Origin of the sequence: Streptomyces sp. NPDC048604 (genome assembly GCF_043199435.1) — a bacterium.
Taxonomy (GTDB): Bacteria; Actinomycetota; Actinomycetes; order Streptomycetales; family Streptomycetaceae; genus Streptomyces.
The window spans coordinates 227,888-249,250 of sequence record NZ_JBICVX010000008.1; the positions used below are offsets into that span (position 1 = coordinate 227,888).

A 21,363-nucleotide genomic window follows, 5' to 3' on the forward strand; every position below is an offset into this window, starting at 1 on the left:
CTGCCCTACCGGCCTCTGCCCTCCGGACCGTCGCCTACGCCTGGGTCACAGGGGTCCCGCGCAAGGTGGAGACCAGGGTCAGGAGGCGGGCTTCGTTGCCCGTGAGGCCGGCGGCTCGGAGGGCGGTGTCGGCGTCGGTCATGGGCGGGGTGAGGATGGCGGCCGCGAGCGGGGTGAGGGACGGGTCGCTGAAGACCGCCTGGGTGGTCTCCAGGAGGCGGATGTACGCCTGGGCCGCTGCGCGTTCGCGGGCGGTGATGCCGGTCATGTCGGGCTCCCTCTCGACGGTTCGGGTGCTTCCACCCTCTCGTACGGGTCTGACAGTCAGGCCCCGCCGCCCCGCTCGGCCAGGTGCGCGGCCAGACGTTCGAGGAAGATCCGCTGGCCCTTGACCAGCAGCGGAGCCGCCTGCGAGGGGGTGAACCAGCCGATTCGGTCCAGTTCCGGGAACTGCCGCATGGTGCCCGAGCCCCTCGGCCATTCCATGGTGAACGTGCCCAGGACCGCGCCGGCCGGGTCCAGGTCGGCCTCCACCGCCCAGATCGTGACGGTCTTTCCGGAGCTCTGCCGGGCCTCGCCCAGCGGGACGCGTTCGCCGGCCGGGGCCGGCAGGCCCAGTTCCTCCTCGAACTCCCGGGCCGCGGCGGCCTCCGGCGTCTCCTCGGGGCCGTACTCGCCCTTCGGGATCGACCAGGCCGCCTCCTCCCGCGCGGCCCAGAACGGCCCGCCCATGTGCCCGATCAGCACCTCGACGCCGCCGCCCGCGGCCGTACGGAACAGAAGGAGACCCGCGCTTCGCTTGTCCGGCATGCCGTCAAGTGTGGGCGAGCGCGGGTCCCTCCGCCACCGTGCGACGTGCGGTCAGATGCCGCAGCTGCTCGCCGACCAGAACCGGCTGGAGCGGTGGTCGATGTGCGCGTGGTCCCCGTGGCCCGGGTAGCCCGGCCCCAGGATCCCGTTGAAGCCGTGGTTCCGCGCCTGCTTCGCCAGCGTGCACAGTGAAGGCGAACCGGTCAGGTCCACCCCGTCGCCGTACAGGTGCCGGCTGCTCGATGCCCCGCCGACCGCCGAGTTGCAGGCGTACGAGCGGAAGCCGCTGCTCACCGAGATCGGCACGTCGCCGAGCGCGTGCCGCATCGCCTCCAGCTTCCACATGGCGCGCAGCGCGTTCTGCTTCGCGGTCGCCGCGCTCACCGCGCCGCCCGACCAGTCGCCGTTGCAGCGGTTGAGCTCGGCGTACGTGAAGTGCGCCGGGGTGCAGTCGGCGTCCTGGAGGGCGTAGATCTTCGAGAACGTCGCGGGGCCGGCCACGCCGTCCGCCGCGAGGCCGTACGCCTGCTGGAAGCGGGTCACCGCGGCCTGGGTGGCCGGGCCGTAGCTGCCGTCGATCGCCAGGACCGCGCCGTAGCCGGGGTAGCCCGCGACGCGGATCTGCAGCTGGGTCACGTCCGCGCCGGACATGCCGGAGGACAGGGTGCGGTTCCAGGTGTAGCACTCGTCGGCGTAGGCCGTGCCGGACGTGGCGAGGGTGCCCGCGAAGGCCGCGGTCACCAGCAGGACCAGGCCGAGCATGAATCTGACGGTACGGCGGACCATGACACCTCCGTGCGGAGAGAGGGGGAGTGGCCTTTCCCGGGTTTGCCTTGTCGTGCCTTGCGCCGTGCCTCGGTTCGTGTGCGGCATGAGCATGGTGGGTCGTTCCCGGGCGGTCAACAGGGTTCGTCAGGTGCCAGTGGACCCGACCACTGGCACCTGACGTCACCCCCGTATCACCTTGCCCGCAGCACCACCTGGCCGCCGTCGGGGTCCACCGCGTCCGCCCACTCGGGCGGAACGCGGACCGAACGCGACGGGTCCAGGGCGCGCAGCCGGCGCGTCCGCCACAGCAGCCGGCCGTCCTGCACCGCCGCCAGGACCGGGAACGCCAGCGGCTCCGCGGGGCGTATGCGCAGTGGCTGCCGGGCGTCGGCCGCCAGCCTGTTCGGGGTCACCCAGAGCAGCGGGCGTTCCACCACCAGCGGGACCGTGCGGGCCGGCCACCGTGCTGCGGCCAGGTGCCGCAGGACCGCGTGCGCCGCCTTCCGGCCCTCGGCCGCCGCGACCGCCGCGGGTTCGACGCCGCGCAGGGCGTTGCCCGCGGCGAACACACCCGGTACGGACGTCCGGAACGCGCCGTCCACCGCCGGGCCGCGGGTCGCGGGATCCAGGGGCACCCCGCCGGACCGCGCCAGTTCGTGCTGCGGGATCCAGTCGCCGCTGAAGACCACCGTGTCGCAGGCGAGCATGCCCGTACGGCCCCCGCGATGACGGACCGTCACACCCGTCGGACGTCCGGTGCCGACCAGCCCGGTCACCGTCGTCCACGCCATCACCGGTGCGCCCGCGTACGCCGAGGGGCGCGGCCCCTCCGTCACGACCGCGACGACCTCCACCCCCGCGTCCCGCAGCGTCCGCACCGCGCCCCGGGTCACCGGCTCGGCGGCCGCCCCGATCACCACGGCCCGCCGCCCCACCGCCTCGCCCCGCAGGCCGTACAACGACACGGACTGCTGCAGCTCACCGGTCGTCAGCACGCCCGCCGGGCGGGAACCCGGCACCAGGCGGGCGCTGCGCGGACGCTCCCGCGCGCCGGTGGCCAGGACGACCGCCCGGGCCGCGATGCGTTCGAGGCCGGTCGGGCCCGTCACGTCGAGGGTCAGGCCCTCTCCCGGCACCCGGCCCGTCGCTGCGTCGACGGTCAGCAGGCCCTCTCCCGGCGTCCAGCCCGTCGCCGACACCTCCGTGCGGACCGTCGCCCCGGCCCGCACCGCCGCCTCCGTCAGCCGCCGGGCGTACTCCGGGCCGCGCAGGGACCGCCACGGGCCGACGCCGGAGCCGAAACCCGGCCGGTCGCAGTGCCGCGGGACCCCGCCCGGCTGCGGGTCCCGTTCCAGGACCTCCACGCGTCCCGCGCCCGCCGCGGCCAGTTCCGCGGCCGCGGACAGCCCCGCCGGGCCCGCGCCCACGATCAGGACCTCGACCGTGCGCCGCCGTCTTCCGTGCGCGTCCGCCTCGTTCACCCCTGCGCCTCCTCGAACTGGGCCCGCACCGCCGCCCCGCACGCGAAGCCCTGGCAGCGGCCGCCCCGGGCGCGGGTGCGCCGGCGCAGGCCGTCGAGCGTGGCGGGTGGGATCGTGGAGGCCAGCGCGTCGCGGATCTCGCCGCGCGAGACCCGCTCGCAGTGGCAGACCAGGCGCCCGTAGTCCGGGTCCCGGGCGATCAGCGCCGCGTCCTCGTACGGGCGCGCGAACGCCTCGCCGAGGTTCGGCATCCGCACCGGGGCGAGGGGGCGTTCCGGGCCCAGTTCGAGACCGCCGTCGGCGAGCAGCCCGACCACGTGCGCGGCGATCGCCATGCTCGCGGTGAGCCCGGTGGAGCGGATGCCGCCGACGGTCACGTACCGCTGCCCGGGGTGCGCGGCGATGCGGTAGTCGTCGTGGCCGGTCGCGGCCCGCAGGCCCGCGTAGACCGCCGTGACCTCCTCCTCGACCAGCTCCGGCAGGATCCGCCGGCCCTGCGCGAGCAGCGCGGCGAGGCCCTCGGCGGTCGAGCCGGTGGCCGTCTTGTCGTCCAGGTCCTCGGCGGTCGGGCCGAGGAGCACGTTGCCGTACACCGTCGGCGCGACGAGGACGCCCTTGCCGAGCCGGCCCGGTACCGGCAGCAGGATGTGCCGGACGAGGGACCGGGCGAACTTGTCGTAGACGATGAGCTGGCCGCGGCGCGGGGTCACGGTGAAGTCGTGGTGGCCGAGCAGCGCGTCGAGCGCGTCCGCGTGCAGCCCGGCCGCGTTGACAAGGTGCCGGGTGCGCAGCACGCCGCGCGGGGTGACGAGCCGGTGCGGGTCGCCCTGGCGGACCTTCTCCACCCGGCAGTCGAGGTGCAGGTCCACGCCGGAGCGCACGGCCTGGGTGGCGTAGGCGAGAGTCGTCGTCCACGGACAGACGATCGCCTCGCCGGGCACGGCCAGCGCGCCCCGCGCTCCGGGCCCCAACCTCGGTTCCAGCGACCTCAGTTCGGCCGCTCCGACGAAGCGCGCGTCGTGGTACTCATTGCGCTCGGCCTTCACCGCCAGCTTCGGCAGCGCGGCGAGCTGCTCGTCGTCCCAGGCGACCAGCAGCGCGCCGACCGGCTCGACGGGGATCCCCGTCTCGGCGGCGTACGCGAGCAGCCGGCGCTGCCCGTCGCGCACCAGCCGGGCCTCCAGCGAACCGGGTACGGCGTCGAAACCGGTGTGCAGGATGGCCGTGTTGGCCTTCGAGGTACCGTCGCCGACATCGCCCGACGCGTCCACGAGCGCGACCTTGAGCCGGTAGCGGCCCAGCTCGCGGGCGACGGCGCAGCCGACCACCCCCGCCCCGACGACCGTCACGTCGTACGGCGGTCTCCCCGGATCCGCCCCGGCCCCCGGCAGGGGCCCGGACCGCGTCACCGTCATGCCGAAGCGCCTCCACGGCTCGCGCCCTCGCCTGCCGCGGGCAGCGCCCCCACCGCCGTGCGGAACCGCTCGCGCCGCTCCCCGGCCTCCGCCGCCGCGATTCGCGGCTCGTACACCGCCGACGGCTTCCGTCGCGGTACGGCGTCGTCCACCGTCAGCGCGGGGTCGAGGCCGAGGCGGGCCACCGCGCCGACGCCGAGCGCCGTGGCATCCGGCAACGCCGAGACCTCGACGGGGAGTTGCAGCAGGTCGGCCTGTGCCTGCATCAGCAGCGCCGACCGGGTCAGGCCGCCGTCCACCCGCAGCACCTCCAGCGGACCGCCGAGGTCCCGCGCCGCCGCGTCGGCCAGCTCGGCCACCTGCGCGGCCAGCCCCTCGCACAGCGCCCGCACCAGATGCCCCGGACCCGTGTCCAGGCCGAGCCCGGTGAGCGAGCCGCGCAGGTCCCCGCGCCACCACGGGGCGGCCAGCCCGGCCAGCGCCGGTACGAAGGTCACGCCTCCCGCGTCCGGGACCGAGCCGCCCACCGCGTCCAGGTCCGCCGCCCCGCCGGGCAGCACGCCCAGATCGGTCAGCCAGCGCACCGCAGAGGCCGCCGTGTACACCTGTCCGTCCAGGCAGTAACTGGTCCGGCCGGCGAGCCGCCAGGCCACACAGCTCACCAGGCCCGACGATCCCATGCGCGGCGCCGGACCGGTCTGCGCGAGCAGGAACGCCCCTGTCCCGTACGTGCACTTGGCCGCGCCGGGCTCGGTCACCCGCTGCGCGAGCAGCGCGGCCTGCTGGTCCACGAGCAGCCCGGTGAGCGGGAGTTCGGGACCGAAGGCGCGCGTGACGCCGACCGAGGCGTCCGCGTCGACGACCTGGGGGAGTCGCTCGCCGGCCAGGCCGTAGACGTCCAGGGCCGCCTCGGACCACGCCACCGTGTCCAGTCCCAGCAGCTGGGTGCGCCCGGCGGTCGCCGCGTCGGTGACGAACTCACCGGTGAGCCGGTGCACCAGCCATGCGTCGCTGGTCGTCACCACGCCCTCGCGGGTGAGGTGGCGTCGGATCCAGGCCATCTTGGGCGCGGCGAAGTACGGATCCAACGGCAGTCCCGTGAGCGCCCGCAACGCCTCGCCGTGCTCGGCGAGTTCGGCGCACAGCGGCTCGGCCCGGCGGTCCTGCCAGACGAGCGCGTCGGTCAGCGGCTCGCCGGTGGCCGGGTCCCAGGCGAGCACCGTCTCGCCCTGGTTGGCGAGCCCCACCGCGGCGACGGGCCCGGCCGCCGGGCCCGCGTCGGCGAGCGCCGCCCGCCCGGCCGCGACCACGGATCCGTACAGCTCAGCCGGGTCGACCTCGACCCCGCCGCCCGGCAGGTACCGCGGACGCACGGGCGCGGAACCGGTGCCGACGACGCCCCGCTCGGGGCAGACCACGAGAGCCTTCGTGCCCGAGGTGCCCTGGTCGACGGCGAGTACCGCACCGCTCATCGCGCCACTCCGCCCACCGCGCCGCTCCGTCCTCGGTCTTGATCGCAGGGTCGAAGCCTGGTCCAGTCCGCGGACGGCGTCAAGCGTTCCCCACGGTTCGGAGGAACCGACTCCGGCCGACGCTGACGTGAGGTCAAAAAACGTTGCTGGCCGAATAGTTGCGTCGACTTACGAGTCAACCGAACAAGTGGACGTGGGGCGTCCAGCGGCCTCTATAGTGATCGCCGATCGACGGCAGGACTGCCCACCGGAGGACCGACCACCCTCCCCATCCGTGCCCCGAGGAACCATGACCGCGACACCGCACTCACCGCATCACTTACCGCGCCCCGTCGAATGAGCGGCGGCCACGGATTCAGACCCGTGTACCACCCGGCGGGCCACGACAACGAGTTACGCATCGCACTGCAGGACCTGCGGACCGGCCGCTGGGTGTCCATGGCCCGATTACTCGACGGCACCTCCGGCTGGGCCACGTGGACCCGCCGCACCCAGGTGCTCGCCGCGGTCGCCGCGGGCTCCGACGTCGTACGGGCCTGGCGCGCCGAGGAACCGCGCAGCGGCGCCGCACTGGTCATGCACACCCGGGTCGCCGTCGAGCGGGCCATCCGCGCCCACCGCTCCGGCCACCTCCGCGCCCCCGACCTCCGCGACGAGGCGGACACCGCCTGCCGCACGGCCGCCGCCGCGGCCCCGTCCGACCCCGTGCCCTGGATCTGCCTGCTCGCCCTCGCCGCCCTCGACCCCCGCCAGACACGGGCCGAGCACCGGCAGGGACCGCCGGCCCCGATGCTCCCGCCCGGCCCCTGGGGCCTGCTGGCCGAGGCCGCCCGGCGTGATCCGCAGAACCGCGAGGCGCACCACCGGATGCTCCAGTTCCTGTACGCCCGGCGTGCCGAGGGGCCCGTCACCGAAGCCCTCACGTACGCGCACTGGGCGGCCGACGCCGCGCCCATCGGCTCGGCGGTGCACGCGCTGCCGCTGTACCCGCGGGTGGAGCGGTACCGGCGCGAGCGCGGCCACGAGCAGGCCCTCGACCTGTACTGGGTCGCCGAGGACGCCCTCCGCGACGCGGGCCGCGCACTCGACTCCTGGTTCCTGTTCAGCGCGGTCGACGAGGCCTCGCTCCCCGACCTGAACCACCTGGCGCACGCCCTGTGGGGCGCGCACCGCTTCGAGGCCGCCGGCCGCGTCTTCGAGGCCCTGGGCCCGTACTGGACGACGCTGCCCTGGGCGTACCGCACCGAGGACCCCGACGCCCCCGCCCTGGCCGAGCAGGTCTTCCAGTCCGCCCGCGCCCGCTGCCTCGGACCTTGACGCAGCGTCACATCGCGGCCCGTGCACCCGGATTCCCCGCTCTCCGTCCCCCTGGAGGTACCGGCATGTCCCGCACCGTCCCCGTCTCCCTGCCGCACGAGTCCCGACCACCCCAGGACGAGGCTGCCCGGCTGAGAGAACTCGGCTACCAGCCGGTGCTCGCCCGCCGCATGGGCGGCTTCGGCAACTTCGCCATCAGCTTCTCCGTCATCTCCGTCCTCTCCGGCTGTATGACCCTGTACAGCTTCGGCCTCGTGACCGGCGGTCCGGCGGTCATGATGTGGGGCTGGATCGGCGTCGGCGCGTTCGTCCTGTGCGTCGCCCTGGCACTGGCCGAGGTCACCAGCGCGTACCCGACCTCCGGCGCCCTGTTCTACATGGCCGACCGGCTCGGCGGCCGGCGCTGGGGCTGGTACACCGGCTGGCTCAACCTGCTGGGTCTGCTCGGCGCGATCGCCGGTATCGACTACGGCGCGGCTTTCTTCACCGGCGCGTTCCTGAAGCTCCAGTGGAACATCACGCCGACGCCCGTCCTGATCTTCCTGATCTTCCTCTGCATCCTGCTCCTGCACGCGCTGCTCAACCTCTTCGGCGTGCGCCTGGTCAGCCTGCTCAACTCGATCAGCGTGTGGTGGCACCTGGCCGGCGTCGCCGTCATCGTCGGCGCGCTCGCGATCGTGCCCGACCGGCACCAGTCGCCCGGCTTCGTGTTCACCGAGTTCGTCAACGAGACCGGCTGGGCCAACCCGTTCTACGTCGCCGCGATCGGTCTGCTGCTCGCCCAGTACACGTTCTCCGGCTACGACGCCTCCGCGCACCTGTCCGAGGAGACCGCCAACGCCTCGGTCAGCGCCGCCAAGGGCATCGTCCGCTCCGTGTGGGCCTCCTGGATCGCCGGCTTCCTGCTGCTCGCCGGGCTGACTTTCGCCATCCAGGACTACGAGGGCACCGTGGGCACCGCCACCGGCGCGCCGCCCGCGCAGATCTTCCTCGACGCACTCGGCGCCGACGGCGCGACGGCCCTGCTGCTCGTGGTGATCGTCGCCCAGCTGTTCTGCGGCAACGCGGAGGTGGCCGCCGCCAGCCGCATGGTGTTCGCGTTCAGCCGCGACAACGCGCTGCCCGGTTCGGCGATCTGGCGGAGGGTCAGTGCCCGGACGCAGACGCCGGTACCGGCGGTGTGGCTGTCCGTGGCGGTGGCGGCGGTGCTTGCGCTGCCCTCGCTGTACTCGCCCACGGCGTACGCCGCGGTGACCGCCATCAACGTCATCGGCATCACGCCCGCGTACGCGATTCCGGTCTACCTGCGGCTGCGCGCCAAGGACCGGTTCGTGCCGGGGCCGTGGAACCTGGGCCGGTGGAGCAGGCCGATCGGCTGGATCGCGGTGGTCTGGGTGGCCTGCGTGACCGTGCTGTTCTGCCTGCCGCAGCGGTCTCCGGTGACGGTCGAATCGATGAACTACGCGGTCGTCGCGCTCGCGGTGGTCCTCGCCCTGGCCACGGTGTGGTGGTACGTCGCCCGGCGCTCGTACGGGACGCCGCAGGCGTACGGGAGCGCCCGCGAGCAGGCGGAGCTCGAGGAGGGCATCGTCTGACGCCCGCAGGGGGACCGGAAGCAGTGCACCGGCCCAACCTGCGCCGGTGGCGGCCGGCGTGGGTCCGGGTTCGAGACGCGTCTCAGCTGTCGAACTCGTAGGTGAGCGCGGCCTCCTGGGCGACGAAGTCGATGTCCGTGATCTCCAGCGCGTTGCCGTGCTGGTCGTTCACCACCCGGTGGACGACCAGCCGCGCCGGCCCGGCGGCCGTCCCCTCGCCACCACCCGGGCCGCGCCGGGTCACGCCGACCGACTCGCGGTGTGTCACCCGCAGGCCGGCCCGGTGCATCCAGTGGTAGAGCAGCCGCAGGTCCGGCTGGTGGCGGGCCGCGTCGCCCCGGCGGTACCGGGCCAACTCCGGTATCTGCGCCAGCGCGTGGCGGGAGAACCGGGACTCGGCGCGCTGCACCGGCGCGCCGTCCGGGGTCAGCACCACCTGCCGGTGGACGAGCGTGGGCTCGCCCGGCAGCAGCGCGAGCGGCGCGGCCAGCGCGGCCGGCGGCGGCTCCCAGGAGAGCGCGGCGCGCACCACCGCGCCGTGCGTCTCCGCGCCGCCCGGGAAGACCTGCCGGCGGGCGAGCAGCACCGTGACGCGGTCCGGGTGTCCGGCGGTGCGGGCGGCGAAGGTGCCGCGCCGGTCGGTGACCACCCGCCCCTCGTCGCGCAGCACTTGCAGGGCGCTGCGCACGGTCTGGCGGTTCACCGTGTGCCGCCGGGAGAGTTCGCGCTCCGAGGGCAGCCGGCTGCCGGGCACGATGCGGCCCCGGGCGAGATCCTGCCGCAGGGCTTCGGCGACGCGGAGGTACAGCGGCGTCGACGCGGGCCCGTCGGGCCCGTCGGGCCCGTCGGGCGCGGCTGTTCGTGTGGCTGTGGCTGTTCGTGTGGGTGTGGCTGTGGACGTCGTCGTGGCGGCTGGCGGGGTGGTCGATGCGTGGGCGGGGTCGGCGTCGGCCATGACGGGCCTCTCTTCGCTCAGTGTGATCGCGCGGTCCGCGTGGGTGATCAATGTCTATCATTGGTCTAAACCACTTAGGAAGCTCTGCCCGGACTCTGGCCGAAAGCGTGCCGACCCGAACCCGCCACACCGGGGAGGGAAGCAGGCTCCGGATGCGAGCCCCGGCGCGCGGCCCTTAACTGTCTCCATGCGGTCCGGCGCAGCGGCCCGGACCCACGGACTGCCGGACGCGGCGGGAGAGGCGGGTGAGGTCGGATGACGACGCCGTCCGAGCGGGCCGAGCGCGGCAAGGCGATCCGCAAGCGCGTCCCCCGTTCCTCCCAGGGCAACTGGATCCCCGGGTCCAATCGCCAGGACCCGATCGCCGTCCTGGAGAGGCAGGGCGCCGACCGGGTGTCCGAGCTCCTCCCGCTGCGGTACGGGCGGATGGCCGTCTCGCCCTTCGCCTTCCTGCGCGGCGCCGCCGCCGTCATGGCCGCCGACCTCGCCGTCCAGCGCCACACCGGCCTCACCGTGCAGCTCTGCGGCGACGCCCATCTGCTGAACTTCGGCGTCTACGCCTCACCCGAACGAACGCTGCTCTTCGACGTCAACGACTTCGACGAGACCCTCCCCGGACCCTTCGAATGGGACGTCAAGCGGCTCGCCGCCAGCGTCGCCGTCGCCGCCCTGCAGAACGGCGGCACCAAGGCCAAGGCCCACCGCGCCGCGCTCGTCTCCGCCGCCGCGTACCGCGAGGCGATGAACCGGCTCGCCGAACTCGGCGAACTCGCCGTCTGGTACGAGAAGATCGACGCCCAGCACCTCCTCGACTCCGTCCGCGGCAGCCGCCGTGCCGGTCTGGAGGCCCGGCTGGCCCACGCCCGCCGGCGCACCAGCCTCCAGGCCCTGCGCAAGCTGACCGAGGAGACCGGGAACGGCAGCCGCCGCATCGTCGAGGACCCGCCGCTGCTCGAACGGGTCGGCGACCTCGACCGGACCTCGCTCGGCAAGATCTTCAGCGACTACCGCAGCTCCCTCTCGGAGGAGCGCCGGCTGCTCCTCGACCGGTACCGGTACGTGGACGCCGCCCGCAAGGTCGTCGGCGTCGGCAGCGTCGGCACCCGCTGCTTCATCCTGCTCCTGGAGGGCCGCGACGCCGGCGACCCGCTGATGCTGCAGATCAAGGAGGCCGGCCGGTCCGTCCTGGAGGAGTACCTCACGCCCAGCGCGTACCCCCACCAGGGCCACCGGGTGGTCGTCGGACAGCGGCTCACGCAGGCCGCCAGCGACATCTTCCTCGGCTGGATGACCGGACCGGAGCGCCGGCACTTCTACTGGCGGCAGTTGCGCGACATGAAGGGCTCGGCGGAGGTCGAGACCATGTCGCCGTCCGGGCTGCGCGACTACGCGGCGCTGTGCGGCCGCACGCTGGCCCGGGCCCACGCCCGGTCCGGCGACCGCATCGCGATCGCCGGATACCTGGGCACCTCCGACGTCTTCGACCGGGCGATCGCCGACTTCTCGATGCGGTACGCCGCCCAGAACGCCGACGACTACGCGGCGCTCACCGCCGCGATAGCCGCGGGCGTGGTCGCGGCGGCGCCGGGGGTGTGAGAACTGCCCCCGGCACCTGGAGGCCGGCTCAGTCCTCCGGGGTCTCGCGCCACATCGCAGGTTCGTGCAGTCCCTCGCGGACCGGGGCCAGCACCGCGCGGACCACCTCCGGCGCGAACAGCGCCGAGGCCGGTTCGGTCAGCGTCAGCACCGCGCGGAAGGGCGCGCCGACCACCGGATCGCTCATGTAGCGCTCCTGGATGCGGTCGAAGTACCAGGACGCCGGCTTGTCGGTGACGCGGGTGCCGAGGAGGTTGCCGGTGGCCCCCGGCATCTTCTTGTCGGCGCCGGTCGAGATGTCCCACGCGAACGCGGAGGCGTCGAACAGGGCGCGCTGCACGCGCCGCGTCGAAGGTGTCTGCCGGCGGTCGGCGAGCACGTCGCGCAGCGCGACCGCGCTCAGCGCCGCGACGGCCATGCCCTGCCCGTAGATCGGGTTGAACGTGGCGAGCGCGTCGCCCATGGCCAGGAACCCGGCCGGGCGGCGGCCCGGACGGTCGTACCGGCGGCGGATGTTGGCCGTCTTGCGGAAGCCGAAGACCGGGGAGTCCGGCTCGGCGCGCGCCAGCCACTCGGACACGAGCGGGTGCGGCAGCCGCTTCGCGTACTCCTCGAACCCGGCCTCGTCGGTCGGCGGCGGGTCGGCGCGGAGCCCCGAGAACGTGACCAGGTGGCGACCCTCGCCGATCGGCAGGACGACGGCGCCGTACACCTGCCGGGGGTTCGGGACGACGTAGTAGCCGAGCGCGTCCGTGTGCTTCGGGTCCTGCTCGGACCGGTAGATGCGTGTGGCGTACGCGAGCCCGGAGTCGAGCACCTCCTCGTGCGGGGCCTCCGCGCCGATCGCGGCCAGCCAGTCGGGGGCCTTCGAGCCCCGGCCGGAGGCGTCGACGACGAGGTCGGCGGCGAGCGTGCGTGGCTCCTTCTCCGCTCCCGCGCCGCGCTCGCGCAGTCGTACGCCCCGCACCCGGGTGGAGTCGCCGAGCAGCCCCACGACCTCGACGCCCTCGACGGCCTCGATCCGCGGGTCGGCCAGGACCCGGCGGCGGGCCAGCCAGTCCAGCTGAGGGCGGGCTCCCGTGTACAGGTGCGTGGTGGCTCGACTGCGCCGGATCCAGCTGCCGTTGGCCCACTGCACGAGATCCTGCGGCATGCCCACCCTGGGCGCGCCCAGTTCGCCCAGCTCGTCGAGGAAGCCCGGCAGCAGCGACTCCAGCGCCTGCTGCCCGCCCTCCAGGAGCACGTGCAGATGCCGGGCCTGCGGTACTCCCGGACGGGCCTCGGGGCCCTCCGGGTACCGGTCCCGCTCGAGCACCGTCACCCGCTCGGCGTGCTCGGCGAGCACCCGCGCGGCCAGCAGCCCGGCCAGGCCGCCCCCGATCACCACCGCATGACGTGTCCGACGATCGTTCCCCAACTGGTCGGTCATGCCCGCCCTTTCGTCGTAGTTCCCCCTGGTCCTGCTACGACTGTCCAGTATCCACGGTCGGTTGGGGCGGGTCCCGCGCGCCGGGCCGGGGCGCCCGATGTGGTGGACGGCCTTCCGTCCTTCGTGCGACGGGCCCGGCGGAAGACGGCCGTGCACCGTTCGGGCTAACTACGTACGGTCACCCCAGCCCACCGCCCGTAGCGTCGGAGGCGAAAGCCCATGAAGGGCCCATGAAGGGCCATCGAGCATCGGGAGACACCATGCACCGCCGCACCGCAGTGGCCGGCATACTCCTGGCCTGCGCGGCCGTCGTTCCGACGGCCGGAATCGCGCAGGCCCAGGACCTGGACTGCCGGGACTTCGCCAGCCGCGAGGACGCCCAGGCGGAGTTCGACCGGAACCGGAACGACCCGCACCGTCTCGACGAGGACGACGGCCCCGACGACAACATCGCCTGCGAATGGCTTCCGTCCCACAGCGCGCCCACCCCCGTGCCGGTGGATCCCGCGCCGGTCCCATTCGACCCGATCCCGCTGCCGGTGGATCCCACGACCGCCCCGCTCGTCCCCGCCCCCGCGCCCGTGACCCCCGCGCCGGTGACCCCCGTGCCAGTGACTCCCACGGTCATGCCGACCCGCGGCACCCAGGGCGGCCTCGGCGGCTCGTACGGCCCCTCTGGCTTCGAGACCGCCCTCGGCCTGGGCCTGACCGGTACCGCCGTCCTGGCCGGCGCCTACGTCCTGCACAGGCGGCGGTCCCGCTCCTGAGGCCCCGGCTGCTAACGCTCCAGTTCCGCCAGGGCGTCCGTCAGCCAGGACACCCAGAACCGCTCCAGTTCGATCCCGCCCCGGAGCACCAGGTGGCGCAGGCGGTCCGGCTCGGTGTCGCGGCGCTCCGGCGGGAAGTCGCGGTGCTCGATCTCCCGGTACTCGTCCAACTGCGCCTGGTGCAGGGCCAGGTGGCGGTTCAGCTCGTCGCGCATCCCGGCCCCGCCGACCACCGCCGCCGCCCGCATGCGGAGCAGCAGGGCGGAGCGCAGGGGCTTGGGGTCCTCGGTGCGGGCGACCCACTCGGACAGTTCCGCGCGGCCTGCGGGCAGGACCTCGTACTCCTTCTTCTGCCCGCGGGTCGGCGTTTCGGAGGGCAGGGCGCGGATGTGCCCCGCCTGCTCCAGTTTCCCCAGCTCGCGATAGATCTGCTGGTGCGTGGCCGACCAGAAGTAGCCGATCGACTTGTCGAAGCGGCGCGTCAGCTCGAGACCCGAGGACGGCTTCTCGAGCAGCGCGGTCAGGATCGCGTGCGGGAGGGACATGCACGCATCCTAGGTTCGGCCGGCCGGTGTGCCCGCGCCCAGGGTCACAGGGCGGCCGCGAGCCGGGTGCCCTGGTCGATGGCCCGCTTGGCGTCCAGCTCGGCGGCCACGTCCGCGCCGCCGATCAGGTGCGCGGTCCGGCCCGCGGCCACCAGCTCCTCGTACAGGCCGCGGCGCGGCTCCTGGCCGGTGCACAGGACGACCGTGTCGACGGGCAGCACGCTCGTCTCGCCGTCCACCGTCAGGTGCAGGCCCTCGTCGTCGATGCGCTCGTACGTCGCGCCGGCGACCATGGTGACCCCGCGGTGCTTCAGCTCGGTCCGGTGGATCCAGCCGGTCGTCTTGCCGAGGCCCGCGCCGACCTTGCTGGTCTTGCGCTGGAGCAGGTGCACCTGGCGCGGCGGCTTCGGCCGCTCCGGCGTGCGCAGACCGCCCCGCTGCTCGTACGAGGTGTCCACACCCCACTGGCGGAAGTACGTCTCCGCGTCCTGGCTCGCGCCCTCGCCGCCGTCCGTCAGGAACTCGGCGACGTCGAAGCCGATGCCGCCCGCGCCGAGGATCGCGACCCGCTCGCCGACGGGCGCGCCGTCGCGCAGCACGTCCAGGTAGCCGACCACGCTCGGGTGGTCGACGCCCTCGATCTCCGGGACGCGCGGGGTGACACCGGTGGCGACGACGACCTCGTCGTACTCGGCGAGGAGTTCGGTCGTGGCCGTCGTGTTGAGCCGGACCTCGACGCCCTTCGCCTCCAGCTGGACGCGGTAGTAGCGCAGCGTCTCGTTGAACTCCTCCTTGCCCGGCACCTGCTTGGCGACGTTCAGCTGGCCGCCGATCCGGTCGGCCGCGTCGAACAGGGTGACCGCGTGGCCGCGTTCGGCCGCGGAGACCGCGCAGGAGAGGCCGGCCGGGCCGGCGCCGACGACGGCGATCCGCTTGGCCAGGCGGGTGGGGGAGAGGACCAGCTCGGTCTCGTGGCAGGCGCGCGGGTTCACCAGGCAGGAGGTGATCTTCAGGCTGAAGGTGTGGTCCAGGCACGCCTGGTTGCAGCCGATGCAGGTGTTGATCGTCTCGGCGCGGTCCGCGGCCGCCTTGGCGACGAAGTCCGGGTCGGCGAGGAAGGGGCGCGCCATGGAGACGATGTCGGCGCGGCCCTCCACGAGGATCTCCTCGGCGACCTCGGGCGTGTTGATCCGGTTGCTGGTGACCAGCGGCACCGACACCGCGCCCATCAGCCGCTTGGTGACCCAGGTGTACGCGCCGCGCGGCACGGACGTCGCGATGGTCGGGATCCGGGCCTCGTGCCAGCCGATGCCGGTGTTGATGATCGTCGCGCCGGCCGCCTCGATCTCCTTGGCGAGCGTGACGACCTCGTCCAGCGTGGAGCCGCCGGGCACCAGGTCCAGCATGGAGAGCCGGTAGATCACGATGAAGTCCTCGCCGACCCTCTCCCGGATCCGGCGGACGATCTCCAGCGGGAAGCGGACCCGGTTCTCGTACGAGCCGCCCCAGCGGTCGGTGCGCTGATTGGTGGCGGAGGCGATGAACTCGTTGATCAGGTAGCCCTCGGAGCCCATCACCTCGACGCCGTCGTACCCGGCGGCCTTCGCCAGCTCGGCGCAGCGGGCGTAGTCCTCGACGGTCTGCTCGACCTCGGCGTCGCTGAGCTCGTTCGGCACGAACGGGCTGATCGGCGCCTTGATCGCGCTGGGCGCGACCAGGCCCTCGTGGTACGCGTACCGGCCGAAGTGCAGGATCTGCATCGCGATCCGGCCGCCCTCGGCGTGCACCGCGTCGGTGATCAGCCGGTGCTCGGCGGCCTCCTCGTCGGTGGTGAGCTTGGCCCCGCCGTCCCACGGCCGGCCGGCCTCGTTGGGCGCGATGCCGCCGGTCACGATCAGGCCGACGCCGCCGCGGGCGCGCTCGGCGTAGAAGGCGGCCATCCGCTCGAAGCCGTGCTCGGTCTCCTCGAGACCGACGTGCATCGAGCCCATGAGCACCCGGTTGGGCAGGGTCGTGAACCCGAGGTCGAGCGGGCTCAGCAGGTGCGGGTACGGGGTGGTGGCCGTGGCCTGGGCCGGGGTCGCGGACATGGGGGCGCCTCCTCGCGCGGGGTCGTCCCCCAGTTCTAAGGGACCGCGAGGCGGTTCTGCAACTAGTTGCAGAAGGGTGGGGGCGTGACGTGCGCTACTCGGAACCCCTGGGGGCCGACCGTTGGGCTCGGCGCTTAGGCTCGGCCTATGGAGCAGGGGCTCACCCACGAAGGCGGCACCTTCCTCAACTTCCGCGACTACCCCTTCCTCGACACGCGCGCGCCCGCCTTCCGCTGGGTCGACATCAAGCGCCTGCGGCTGCCGGGCGCGCCCCTCGCCGACGCGGAGCTGCTGGCCGCACTCATCGGCCACGAGCAGTTCCGCGACGACTACGCGGGCGGCGGCGTCGACCCGGAGGGCACGCGGCACGGCCCGTACTGGCTGAACCGCGTCACGCCCGAGGCGTACGAGCCGATGGACGCGTCGCTCGCGGCGCAGGCGCTGTGGGCCTGGGCCGACCAGTACGAGCCCCTGCCCGCCGGCCTCGCGACGGACCTGCGCCGCGAGGCGGTCGACGCCTGGACCACGACCGACCGCGTCCACCGGCTGACCGGCCTCGGCGAGGACGACCACCACGACTGGGGCGGGGTGCACGGAGAGTTCCACGAGTTCGTGGCCATCGACCGGAGGGCGGGACGGATCACCCTGCTCGTGGCGGCCGACGACTGAGGAGAGGCCGGGGGCGAGCTTTGGGCAGTGGCGGGGTCATTCCTTCCGGTACTCGTACGCCTCCGAGGCCGCCGCGGCGACCGCGTCCAGGTCGCCGCCGGCGCTCGCCGTGACGAACGCGGCGACGGCGCCCTCCAGGAAGGGCGCGTCCACGAGGCGCGCCCCCTCGGGCAGCTCGCCGTCCTCCGCGAGCAGCGCCTTCACCGTCAGTACGGCGCTGCCGAGGTCGACGAGCAGCGCCACACCCGCGCCCCGGTCCACCGCCCGCGCGGCGTCGGCGATCAGCTCGGCGCTGGTGCCGAGCCCGCCGCCCGGGTCGCCGCCGGCCGCGGCGACCGGCGCGGTCGGACCGCCGCCGGCGAGCCCGCGGGCGAGCTCGGCGACGGCGGAGGCGACGGCGGCGCTGTGCGAGACGAGCACGAGACCGACGGAGGGGCGGTCGCCGCCGGCCCGCCGGTCCGGGACGCTCGCGCTCGTCCCCTCCGGGATCACGCCGCGGCCTCGGCCAGCGCGGCGACGAGCAGGGCGGAGGAGGCCGCCCCCGGGTCCTCGTGTCCGACGCTGCGCTCGCCGAGATAGCTGGCCCGGCCCTTGCGGGCACGGAGTGGCACGGTCGCCAGCGCACCCTGCGCGGCCGCGTCGCGGGCCGCCGCGAACGACTCGGCGAGCCCCTCGACGGCCGGCAGCAGCGCGTCCAGCATCGTCTTGTCCCCGGCCTGCGCCCCGCCGAGCTGCGCGACCGCCGCGACCCCGGCCCCGAGGGCCGTGGCGAGCCGCTGCCGGGTGACGGTCGCCTCGTCGCCGAGGTCCTTCCCGGTGCGGCGCAGCAGCGTCCCGTACAGCGGGCCGGACGCGCCGCCCACCCTGGCGATCAGCTGCCGTCCGGCGAGCGTCAGGACCGCGCCCGGCGTGGTCGGCGCCTGCTCCTCCAGTACGGCCGTCACGGCGGCGAACCCCCGCTGCAGGTTCACACCGTGGTCCGCGTCGCCGATCGCCGAGTCCAGCTCGGTGAGCCGGCCCGCCTCCCGGTCCACGGCGGCCGCCGTGGCGGCCAGCCAGCGCCGGAAGAACTCCGTATCCAGCTTCGCGTCGTCGTCGGTCACGAAAGACACTCCCCTTCTCGACTGCTCAGCTGCTCAGCGACCCCAGCGCAGCGCGGGCGTCTCCACCGGCGCGTCCCACAGCCGGAGCAGCTCCTCGTCCAGGCGGCACAACGTCACCGAGCAGCCTGCCATGTCGAGCGAGGTCACGTAGCTCCCGACCAGCGTCCGGGCGACCGGCACCCCGCGCTCGGCCAGCACCCGCTGGACCTCGGCGTTGAACCCGTACAGCTCCAGAAGGGGAGTCGCGCCCATGCCGTTGACGAGCGCGAGTACGGGCCCGTCGGGCCGCAGGTCGTCGAGGACGGCCTCCACGGCGAAGTCCGCGATCTCCCCGGACGTCATCATCGGCCGCCGCTCCCGGCCCGGCTCGCCGTGGATGCCGATCCCCAACTCCAGCTCACCCGGCGGAAGATCAAAGGTGGGACTGCCCTTCGCCGGCGTCGTGCAGGCGCTCAGCGCCACCCCGAAGCTGCGCGAGCTCTCGTTGACCTGACGGGCGATCGCCTCCACCCGCTCCAGCGGCTGCCCCTCCTCGGCGGCCGCGCCCGCGATCTTCTCCACGAACAGCGTCGCGCCCGTACCGCGCCGGCCCGCCGTGTACAGACTGTCCGTCACGGCCACGTCGTCGTCCACGAGCACCTTGGCGACCTGGATGCCCTCGTCCTCGGCCAGCTCCGCGGCCATCTCGAAGTTGAGCACGTCCCCGGTGTAGTTCTTCACCACGAACAGCACCCCGGACCCGCTGTCCACCGCGGCCGCCGCGCGCACCATCTGATCGGGCACGGGCGAGGTGAACACCTCACCGGGGCACGCGGCCGCCAGCATCCCCGGCCCCACGAACCCCCCGTGCAACGGCTCGTGCCCGGACCCGCCCCCCGACACCAGCGCGACCTTCCCCTCCACCGGCGCGTCCCGCCGCATCACCACCCGATTCTCGACGTCCACCGCCAACTCCGGATGCGCGGCGGCCATCCCCCGCAACGCGTCGGCGACCACGGTCTCGGGGACGTTGATGAGCATCCTCATGGGTGTCTCCTAGGGATCTCGGCGGAGGGGCATCTCGACTTCGGCGACGGTGCGTCAGCCGAGTGCCATGGCTCGGGCGGCGGCGTTCGGGGTTTCCACTTTCGGCAGTATCGACGGTGCCGATGCGAAGGTCACGCGGGCAGGCGGATGTCGGGCGCGAGTCTCCTGGCCGGACCAGACCGTGCCAGGCCCCGGCCGCCGTCGCCGAGGCGGACCGGGCCTCGTGAGCCGGCTCGCGGGAGTGACGGACACGAGGGTGGACCCCGATCAGCCTGCCTGGCATGCGGCGCATGGCGCTTCCAGCCCGACGAGGTCGTCGCCGCGGAACTCGAACGCGCACGAGGCGGGAAACGCCGAAACCGCCTTGATGCTGCTGTCCATTGCCGAAGCGGGCCTTCTGCTCACCATGCGTTGCACGGGCCATGTGCTGGACGGGGACCTGACCGGGGCCGCGTCACCGGCAGCCCGTCCTGGCGAATTCCGGTGTCCGGGCCGGGCGTTGGGGCTACGGTCCCCTTGTGGACCAGTTGATCGCCGAAGACCCTGCGCACATAGGCCCGTACCGCCTCATCGCGCGTCTCGGCGCCGGCGGTATGGGCCGCGTCTACCTGGCCCGTTCGGAGGGCGGACGCACGGTTGCCGTCAAGGTCGTACAGGCCGACCTTGCCCAGCAGCCAGAATTCCGGCGTCGATTCGCCCGGGAAGTCGCGGCCGCGCGGAAGGTGGGCGGGAGATGGACCGCGCCGGTCCTGGGCGCCGACACCGAGGCCACGACCCCCTGGGTCGCCACTGGCTACGTGCCCGGACCTGATCTGCACACGGTCGTCGCCGAGCGTTATGGGCCGCTGCCCCAGCCGTCTGTGCTCGCCCTGGCCAACCGTCTCGCGCTTGCCCTGGAGGCCATTCACCAGGCGAGGCTGATCCACCGTGACCTCAAACCGTCCAACGTGCTGATCGCAGTCGACGGCCCTCGCGTCATCGACTTCGGCATCGCCCGAGCCCTGGCGACCCTCGCAGACGGCGTACGGACCCGGACGGGCGCGGTCATCGGCTCGCCCGGTTTCATGTCGCCGGAACAGGTACGGGGACGGGAACTCACTCCCGCCTCCGACCTGTTCTGCCTCGGCTCGGTCCTCGCGTACGCCGCCACGGGGCGCGCTCCCTTCGGCTCGGCGGACCTCGGGGTGCACGCCCTGATGTTCCGGGTGGCCGAGGAGGAGCCGGACCTGGACGGCGTACCGCAGCCGCTCCTCGATCTCGTACGCGGCTGTCTGCACCGGGACCCGGCCCGGCGCCCCACTCCGCAGGAGGTCGCCGAACGGACGGCCGCATACATGGCCAGACCTTGGCTGCCGGGTGAGCTCCTCGAACAGCTGGGGCGGGATGCGGCGAAGTTGCTGGATTTCGACCCCTTACGGCAGCCGACGTCGACCGTCCCGGACCCGCTGCCCACCCTGCCGGCACCGGAGCTCCGGACGGTCACGGCTCCACTGCCGCAGCCTCGGACGGCCCCGCGCCACGTCCCTCCCGTTCCGAAGATTCCTTGCTGAACTCGAGGTCTCTGTGCGTGTTCCGGAGCACGCCGGCGTCCACGGAGAACGACTCCCAGGGCCGCGTGCGCACGCTGCATCTGAGGGAGGTTCGGCTCAAGAGCTCCATCATCAGCGACATCGGCAAGCCCTGTGGCACGGGTCCCGAGTCGGTCCTCACCATCAGCGGTGGCGGCAGCAAGGAGCTGAACTGGGCGGGTGCGGGGTACACGGCGAAACTGGAGCGGTACGACCCGACGGCGCGGGACCCGGAGGCCGGCGTCTTCCGGGGCATCTGGGAGTGGGGCGGTCAGATGAAGCAGAGGGTCTCGGTCACCACCGACGAATCGGGGGCAGGTGAGCTGACGTACAGGCAAACGTACGACAGGGACACCTGCCAGTACACGGCGAAGATCTGGTCCACAAGGGGAAAACAGCTCCTCACCACGCCCGGTCCGGTGGACGCGGCCGAATCGACGGATCTGCGGTTCTGCTCGAAGGTCACCGTGGGGTACCGGTACACGATCCCGGAGCGGGACGTCCTGCACGGCGACGTCCTCGGTCTACCCCCGAGTAGGCGGCGAGGGCCTCTACCTGGAACGCAACAAGCCGTGACCGCCAGCGGGCCGGCACCACTCCCCGGACCGGGCCACGGCTGTCCGCGCACCCCGGCCCTGCGGCCGCGCCACTAACTCTTCGCGAGGGCACCCCCTTTGTCCGTCCGTCCTTCCAATATGTTTGATCGACTGCTCGCGGGTGCGTTGCAGTGTTCGAGCACGGCAGCAGTGCGCGCCAC

Annotated in this window: 20 protein-coding genes; 7 read left to right on the top strand and 13 right to left on the bottom strand. The window is 73.6% G+C overall.

The window, feature by feature from the left end; genetic code table 11:
* Nucleotides 1-34 precede the first annotated feature (34 nt).
* From ACGFMM_RS18785 to ACGFMM_RS18810, 6 genes are all read right to left on the bottom strand, one after another.
* A complete protein-coding gene (locus ACGFMM_RS18785) occupies nt 35-268 on the bottom strand; it encodes a hypothetical protein (protein ID WP_393647469.1) in 234 nt (77 codons plus the stop codon).
* A gap of 56 nt (nt 269-324) precedes the next feature.
* On the bottom strand, nt 325-810 hold the full coding sequence (locus ACGFMM_RS18790) for an NUDIX domain-containing protein (protein ID WP_393647470.1): 486 nt from the start codon (nt 808-810) through the stop codon (nt 325-327).
* Between the two features lie 51 nt (nt 811-861).
* Nucleotides 862-1,596, bottom strand: coding sequence for a D-Ala-D-Ala carboxypeptidase family metallohydrolase (locus tag ACGFMM_RS18795; RefSeq protein WP_393647471.1), 735 nt, complete (start codon nt 1,594-1,596; stop codon nt 862-864).
* 173 nt (nt 1,597-1,769) lie between these two features.
* Nucleotides 1,770-3,059 (bottom strand): NAD(P)/FAD-dependent oxidoreductase, encoded by a 1,290-nt coding sequence (locus ACGFMM_RS18800; RefSeq protein ID WP_393647472.1) that lies wholly within the window; start codon nt 3,057-3,059, stop codon nt 1,770-1,772.
* Nucleotides 3,056-4,474: an FAD-dependent oxidoreductase gene (locus tag ACGFMM_RS18805; RefSeq protein WP_393647473.1), complete on the bottom strand. Its 1,419-nt coding sequence runs from the start codon at nt 4,472-4,474 to the stop codon at nt 3,056-3,058. Before ACGFMM_RS18805 ends, ACGFMM_RS18800 begins: the two co-directional genes overlap by 4 nt.
* On the bottom strand, nt 4,471-5,946 hold the full coding sequence (locus ACGFMM_RS18810; RefSeq protein WP_393647474.1) for an FGGY family carbohydrate kinase: 1,476 nt from the start codon (nt 5,944-5,946) through the stop codon (nt 4,471-4,473). Before ACGFMM_RS18810 ends, ACGFMM_RS18805 begins: the two co-directional genes overlap by 4 nt.
* Nucleotides 5,947-6,282: 336 nt before the next feature.
* Between ACGFMM_RS18810 and ACGFMM_RS18815 the strand changes: the two genes are divergently transcribed.
* Both ACGFMM_RS18815 and ACGFMM_RS18820 read left to right on the top strand, forming a co-directional pair.
* A complete protein-coding gene (locus ACGFMM_RS18815) occupies nt 6,283-7,263 on the top strand; it encodes a hypothetical protein (RefSeq protein ID WP_393647475.1) in 981 nt (326 codons plus the stop codon).
* A 65-nt stretch (nt 7,264-7,328) separates the two neighbouring features.
* Complete coding sequence (locus ACGFMM_RS18820; RefSeq protein WP_393647476.1) at nt 7,329-8,858, top strand: amino acid permease; 1,530 nt, start codon at nt 7,329-7,331, stop codon at nt 8,856-8,858.
* An 82-nt stretch (nt 8,859-8,940) separates the two neighbouring features.
* Here ACGFMM_RS18820 and ACGFMM_RS18825 read toward each other — a convergent pair whose 3' ends face one another.
* Complete coding sequence (locus tag ACGFMM_RS18825; RefSeq protein WP_393647477.1) at nt 8,941-9,813, bottom strand: GntR family transcriptional regulator; 873 nt, start codon at nt 9,811-9,813, stop codon at nt 8,941-8,943.
* Between the two features lie 255 nt (nt 9,814-10,068).
* Here ACGFMM_RS18825 and ACGFMM_RS18830 point away from each other — a divergent pair, with 255 nt between their 5' ends.
* Complete coding sequence (locus ACGFMM_RS18830) at nt 10,069-11,409, top strand: DUF2252 domain-containing protein (protein WP_393647478.1); 1,341 nt, start codon at nt 10,069-10,071, stop codon at nt 11,407-11,409.
* Nucleotides 11,410-11,437: 28 nt separating this feature from the next.
* On the opposite strand, the gene ACGFMM_RS18835 is transcribed toward ACGFMM_RS18830, so the two are convergent.
* Nucleotides 11,438-12,838, bottom strand: a complete 1,401-nt coding sequence (locus tag ACGFMM_RS18835) for an NAD(P)/FAD-dependent oxidoreductase (RefSeq protein WP_393647479.1) — start codon at nt 12,836-12,838, stop codon at nt 11,438-11,440.
* Between the two features lie 260 nt (nt 12,839-13,098).
* Between ACGFMM_RS18835 and ACGFMM_RS18840 the strand changes: the two genes are divergently transcribed.
* Nucleotides 13,099-13,605 (top strand): excalibur calcium-binding protein, encoded by a 507-nt coding sequence (locus ACGFMM_RS18840; RefSeq protein ID WP_393647480.1) that lies wholly within the window; start codon nt 13,099-13,101, stop codon nt 13,603-13,605.
* Nucleotides 13,606-13,616: 11 nt separating this feature from the next.
* On the opposite strand, the gene ACGFMM_RS18845 is transcribed toward ACGFMM_RS18840, so the two are convergent.
* Nucleotides 13,617-14,150 carry a PadR family transcriptional regulator gene (locus ACGFMM_RS18845; RefSeq protein ID WP_393647481.1) on the bottom strand — a complete coding sequence of 178 codons (534 nt, stop codon included), beginning with the start codon at nt 14,148-14,150 and terminating at the stop codon, nt 13,617-13,619.
* Nucleotides 14,151-14,194: 44 nt separating this feature from the next.
* A complete protein-coding gene (locus ACGFMM_RS18850) occupies nt 14,195-16,240 on the bottom strand; it encodes an FAD-dependent oxidoreductase (protein ID WP_393647482.1) in 2,046 nt (681 codons plus the stop codon).
* A 147-nt stretch (nt 16,241-16,387) separates the two neighbouring features.
* Here ACGFMM_RS18850 and ACGFMM_RS18855 point away from each other — a divergent pair, with 147 nt between their 5' ends.
* Nucleotides 16,388-16,909, top strand: a complete 522-nt coding sequence (locus ACGFMM_RS18855; RefSeq protein WP_393647483.1) for a hypothetical protein — start codon at nt 16,388-16,390, stop codon at nt 16,907-16,909.
* 36 nt (nt 16,910-16,945) lie between these two features.
* Here the strand turns inward: ACGFMM_RS18855 and ACGFMM_RS18860 are convergent, their stop codons facing one another.
* Genes ACGFMM_RS18860 through dhaK form a run of 3 tightly spaced genes read right to left on the bottom strand, consistent with a single transcriptional unit; the run spans nt 16,946 to nt 19,038 of the window.
* Nucleotides 16,946-17,398 carry a PTS-dependent dihydroxyacetone kinase phosphotransferase subunit DhaM gene (locus ACGFMM_RS18860; RefSeq protein WP_393647578.1) on the bottom strand — a complete coding sequence of 151 codons (453 nt, stop codon included), beginning with the start codon at nt 17,396-17,398 and terminating at the stop codon, nt 16,946-16,948.
* Nucleotides 17,398-18,012: a dihydroxyacetone kinase subunit DhaL gene (dhaL, locus tag ACGFMM_RS18865; RefSeq protein WP_393647484.1), complete on the bottom strand. Its 615-nt coding sequence runs from the start codon at nt 18,010-18,012 to the stop codon at nt 17,398-17,400. Before dhaL ends, ACGFMM_RS18860 begins: the two co-directional genes overlap by 1 nt.
* A 33-nt stretch (nt 18,013-18,045) precedes the next feature.
* Entirely contained in the window at nt 18,046-19,038 is a 993-nt protein-coding gene (gene dhaK / locus ACGFMM_RS18870; RefSeq protein ID WP_393647485.1) for a dihydroxyacetone kinase subunit DhaK, read from the bottom strand.
* A 518-nt stretch (nt 19,039-19,556) separates the two neighbouring features.
* Between dhaK and ACGFMM_RS18875 the strand changes: the two genes are divergently transcribed.
* Both ACGFMM_RS18875 and ACGFMM_RS18880 read left to right on the top strand, forming a co-directional pair.
* Complete coding sequence (locus ACGFMM_RS18875) at nt 19,557-20,588, top strand: serine/threonine-protein kinase (RefSeq protein WP_393647486.1); 1,032 nt, start codon at nt 19,557-19,559, stop codon at nt 20,586-20,588.
* Between the two features lie 17 nt (nt 20,589-20,605).
* On the top strand, nt 20,606-21,259 hold the full coding sequence (locus ACGFMM_RS18880) for a hypothetical protein (protein WP_393647487.1): 654 nt from the start codon (nt 20,606-20,608) through the stop codon (nt 21,257-21,259).
* The last annotated feature ends 104 nt before the right edge of the window (nt 21,260-21,363 follow it).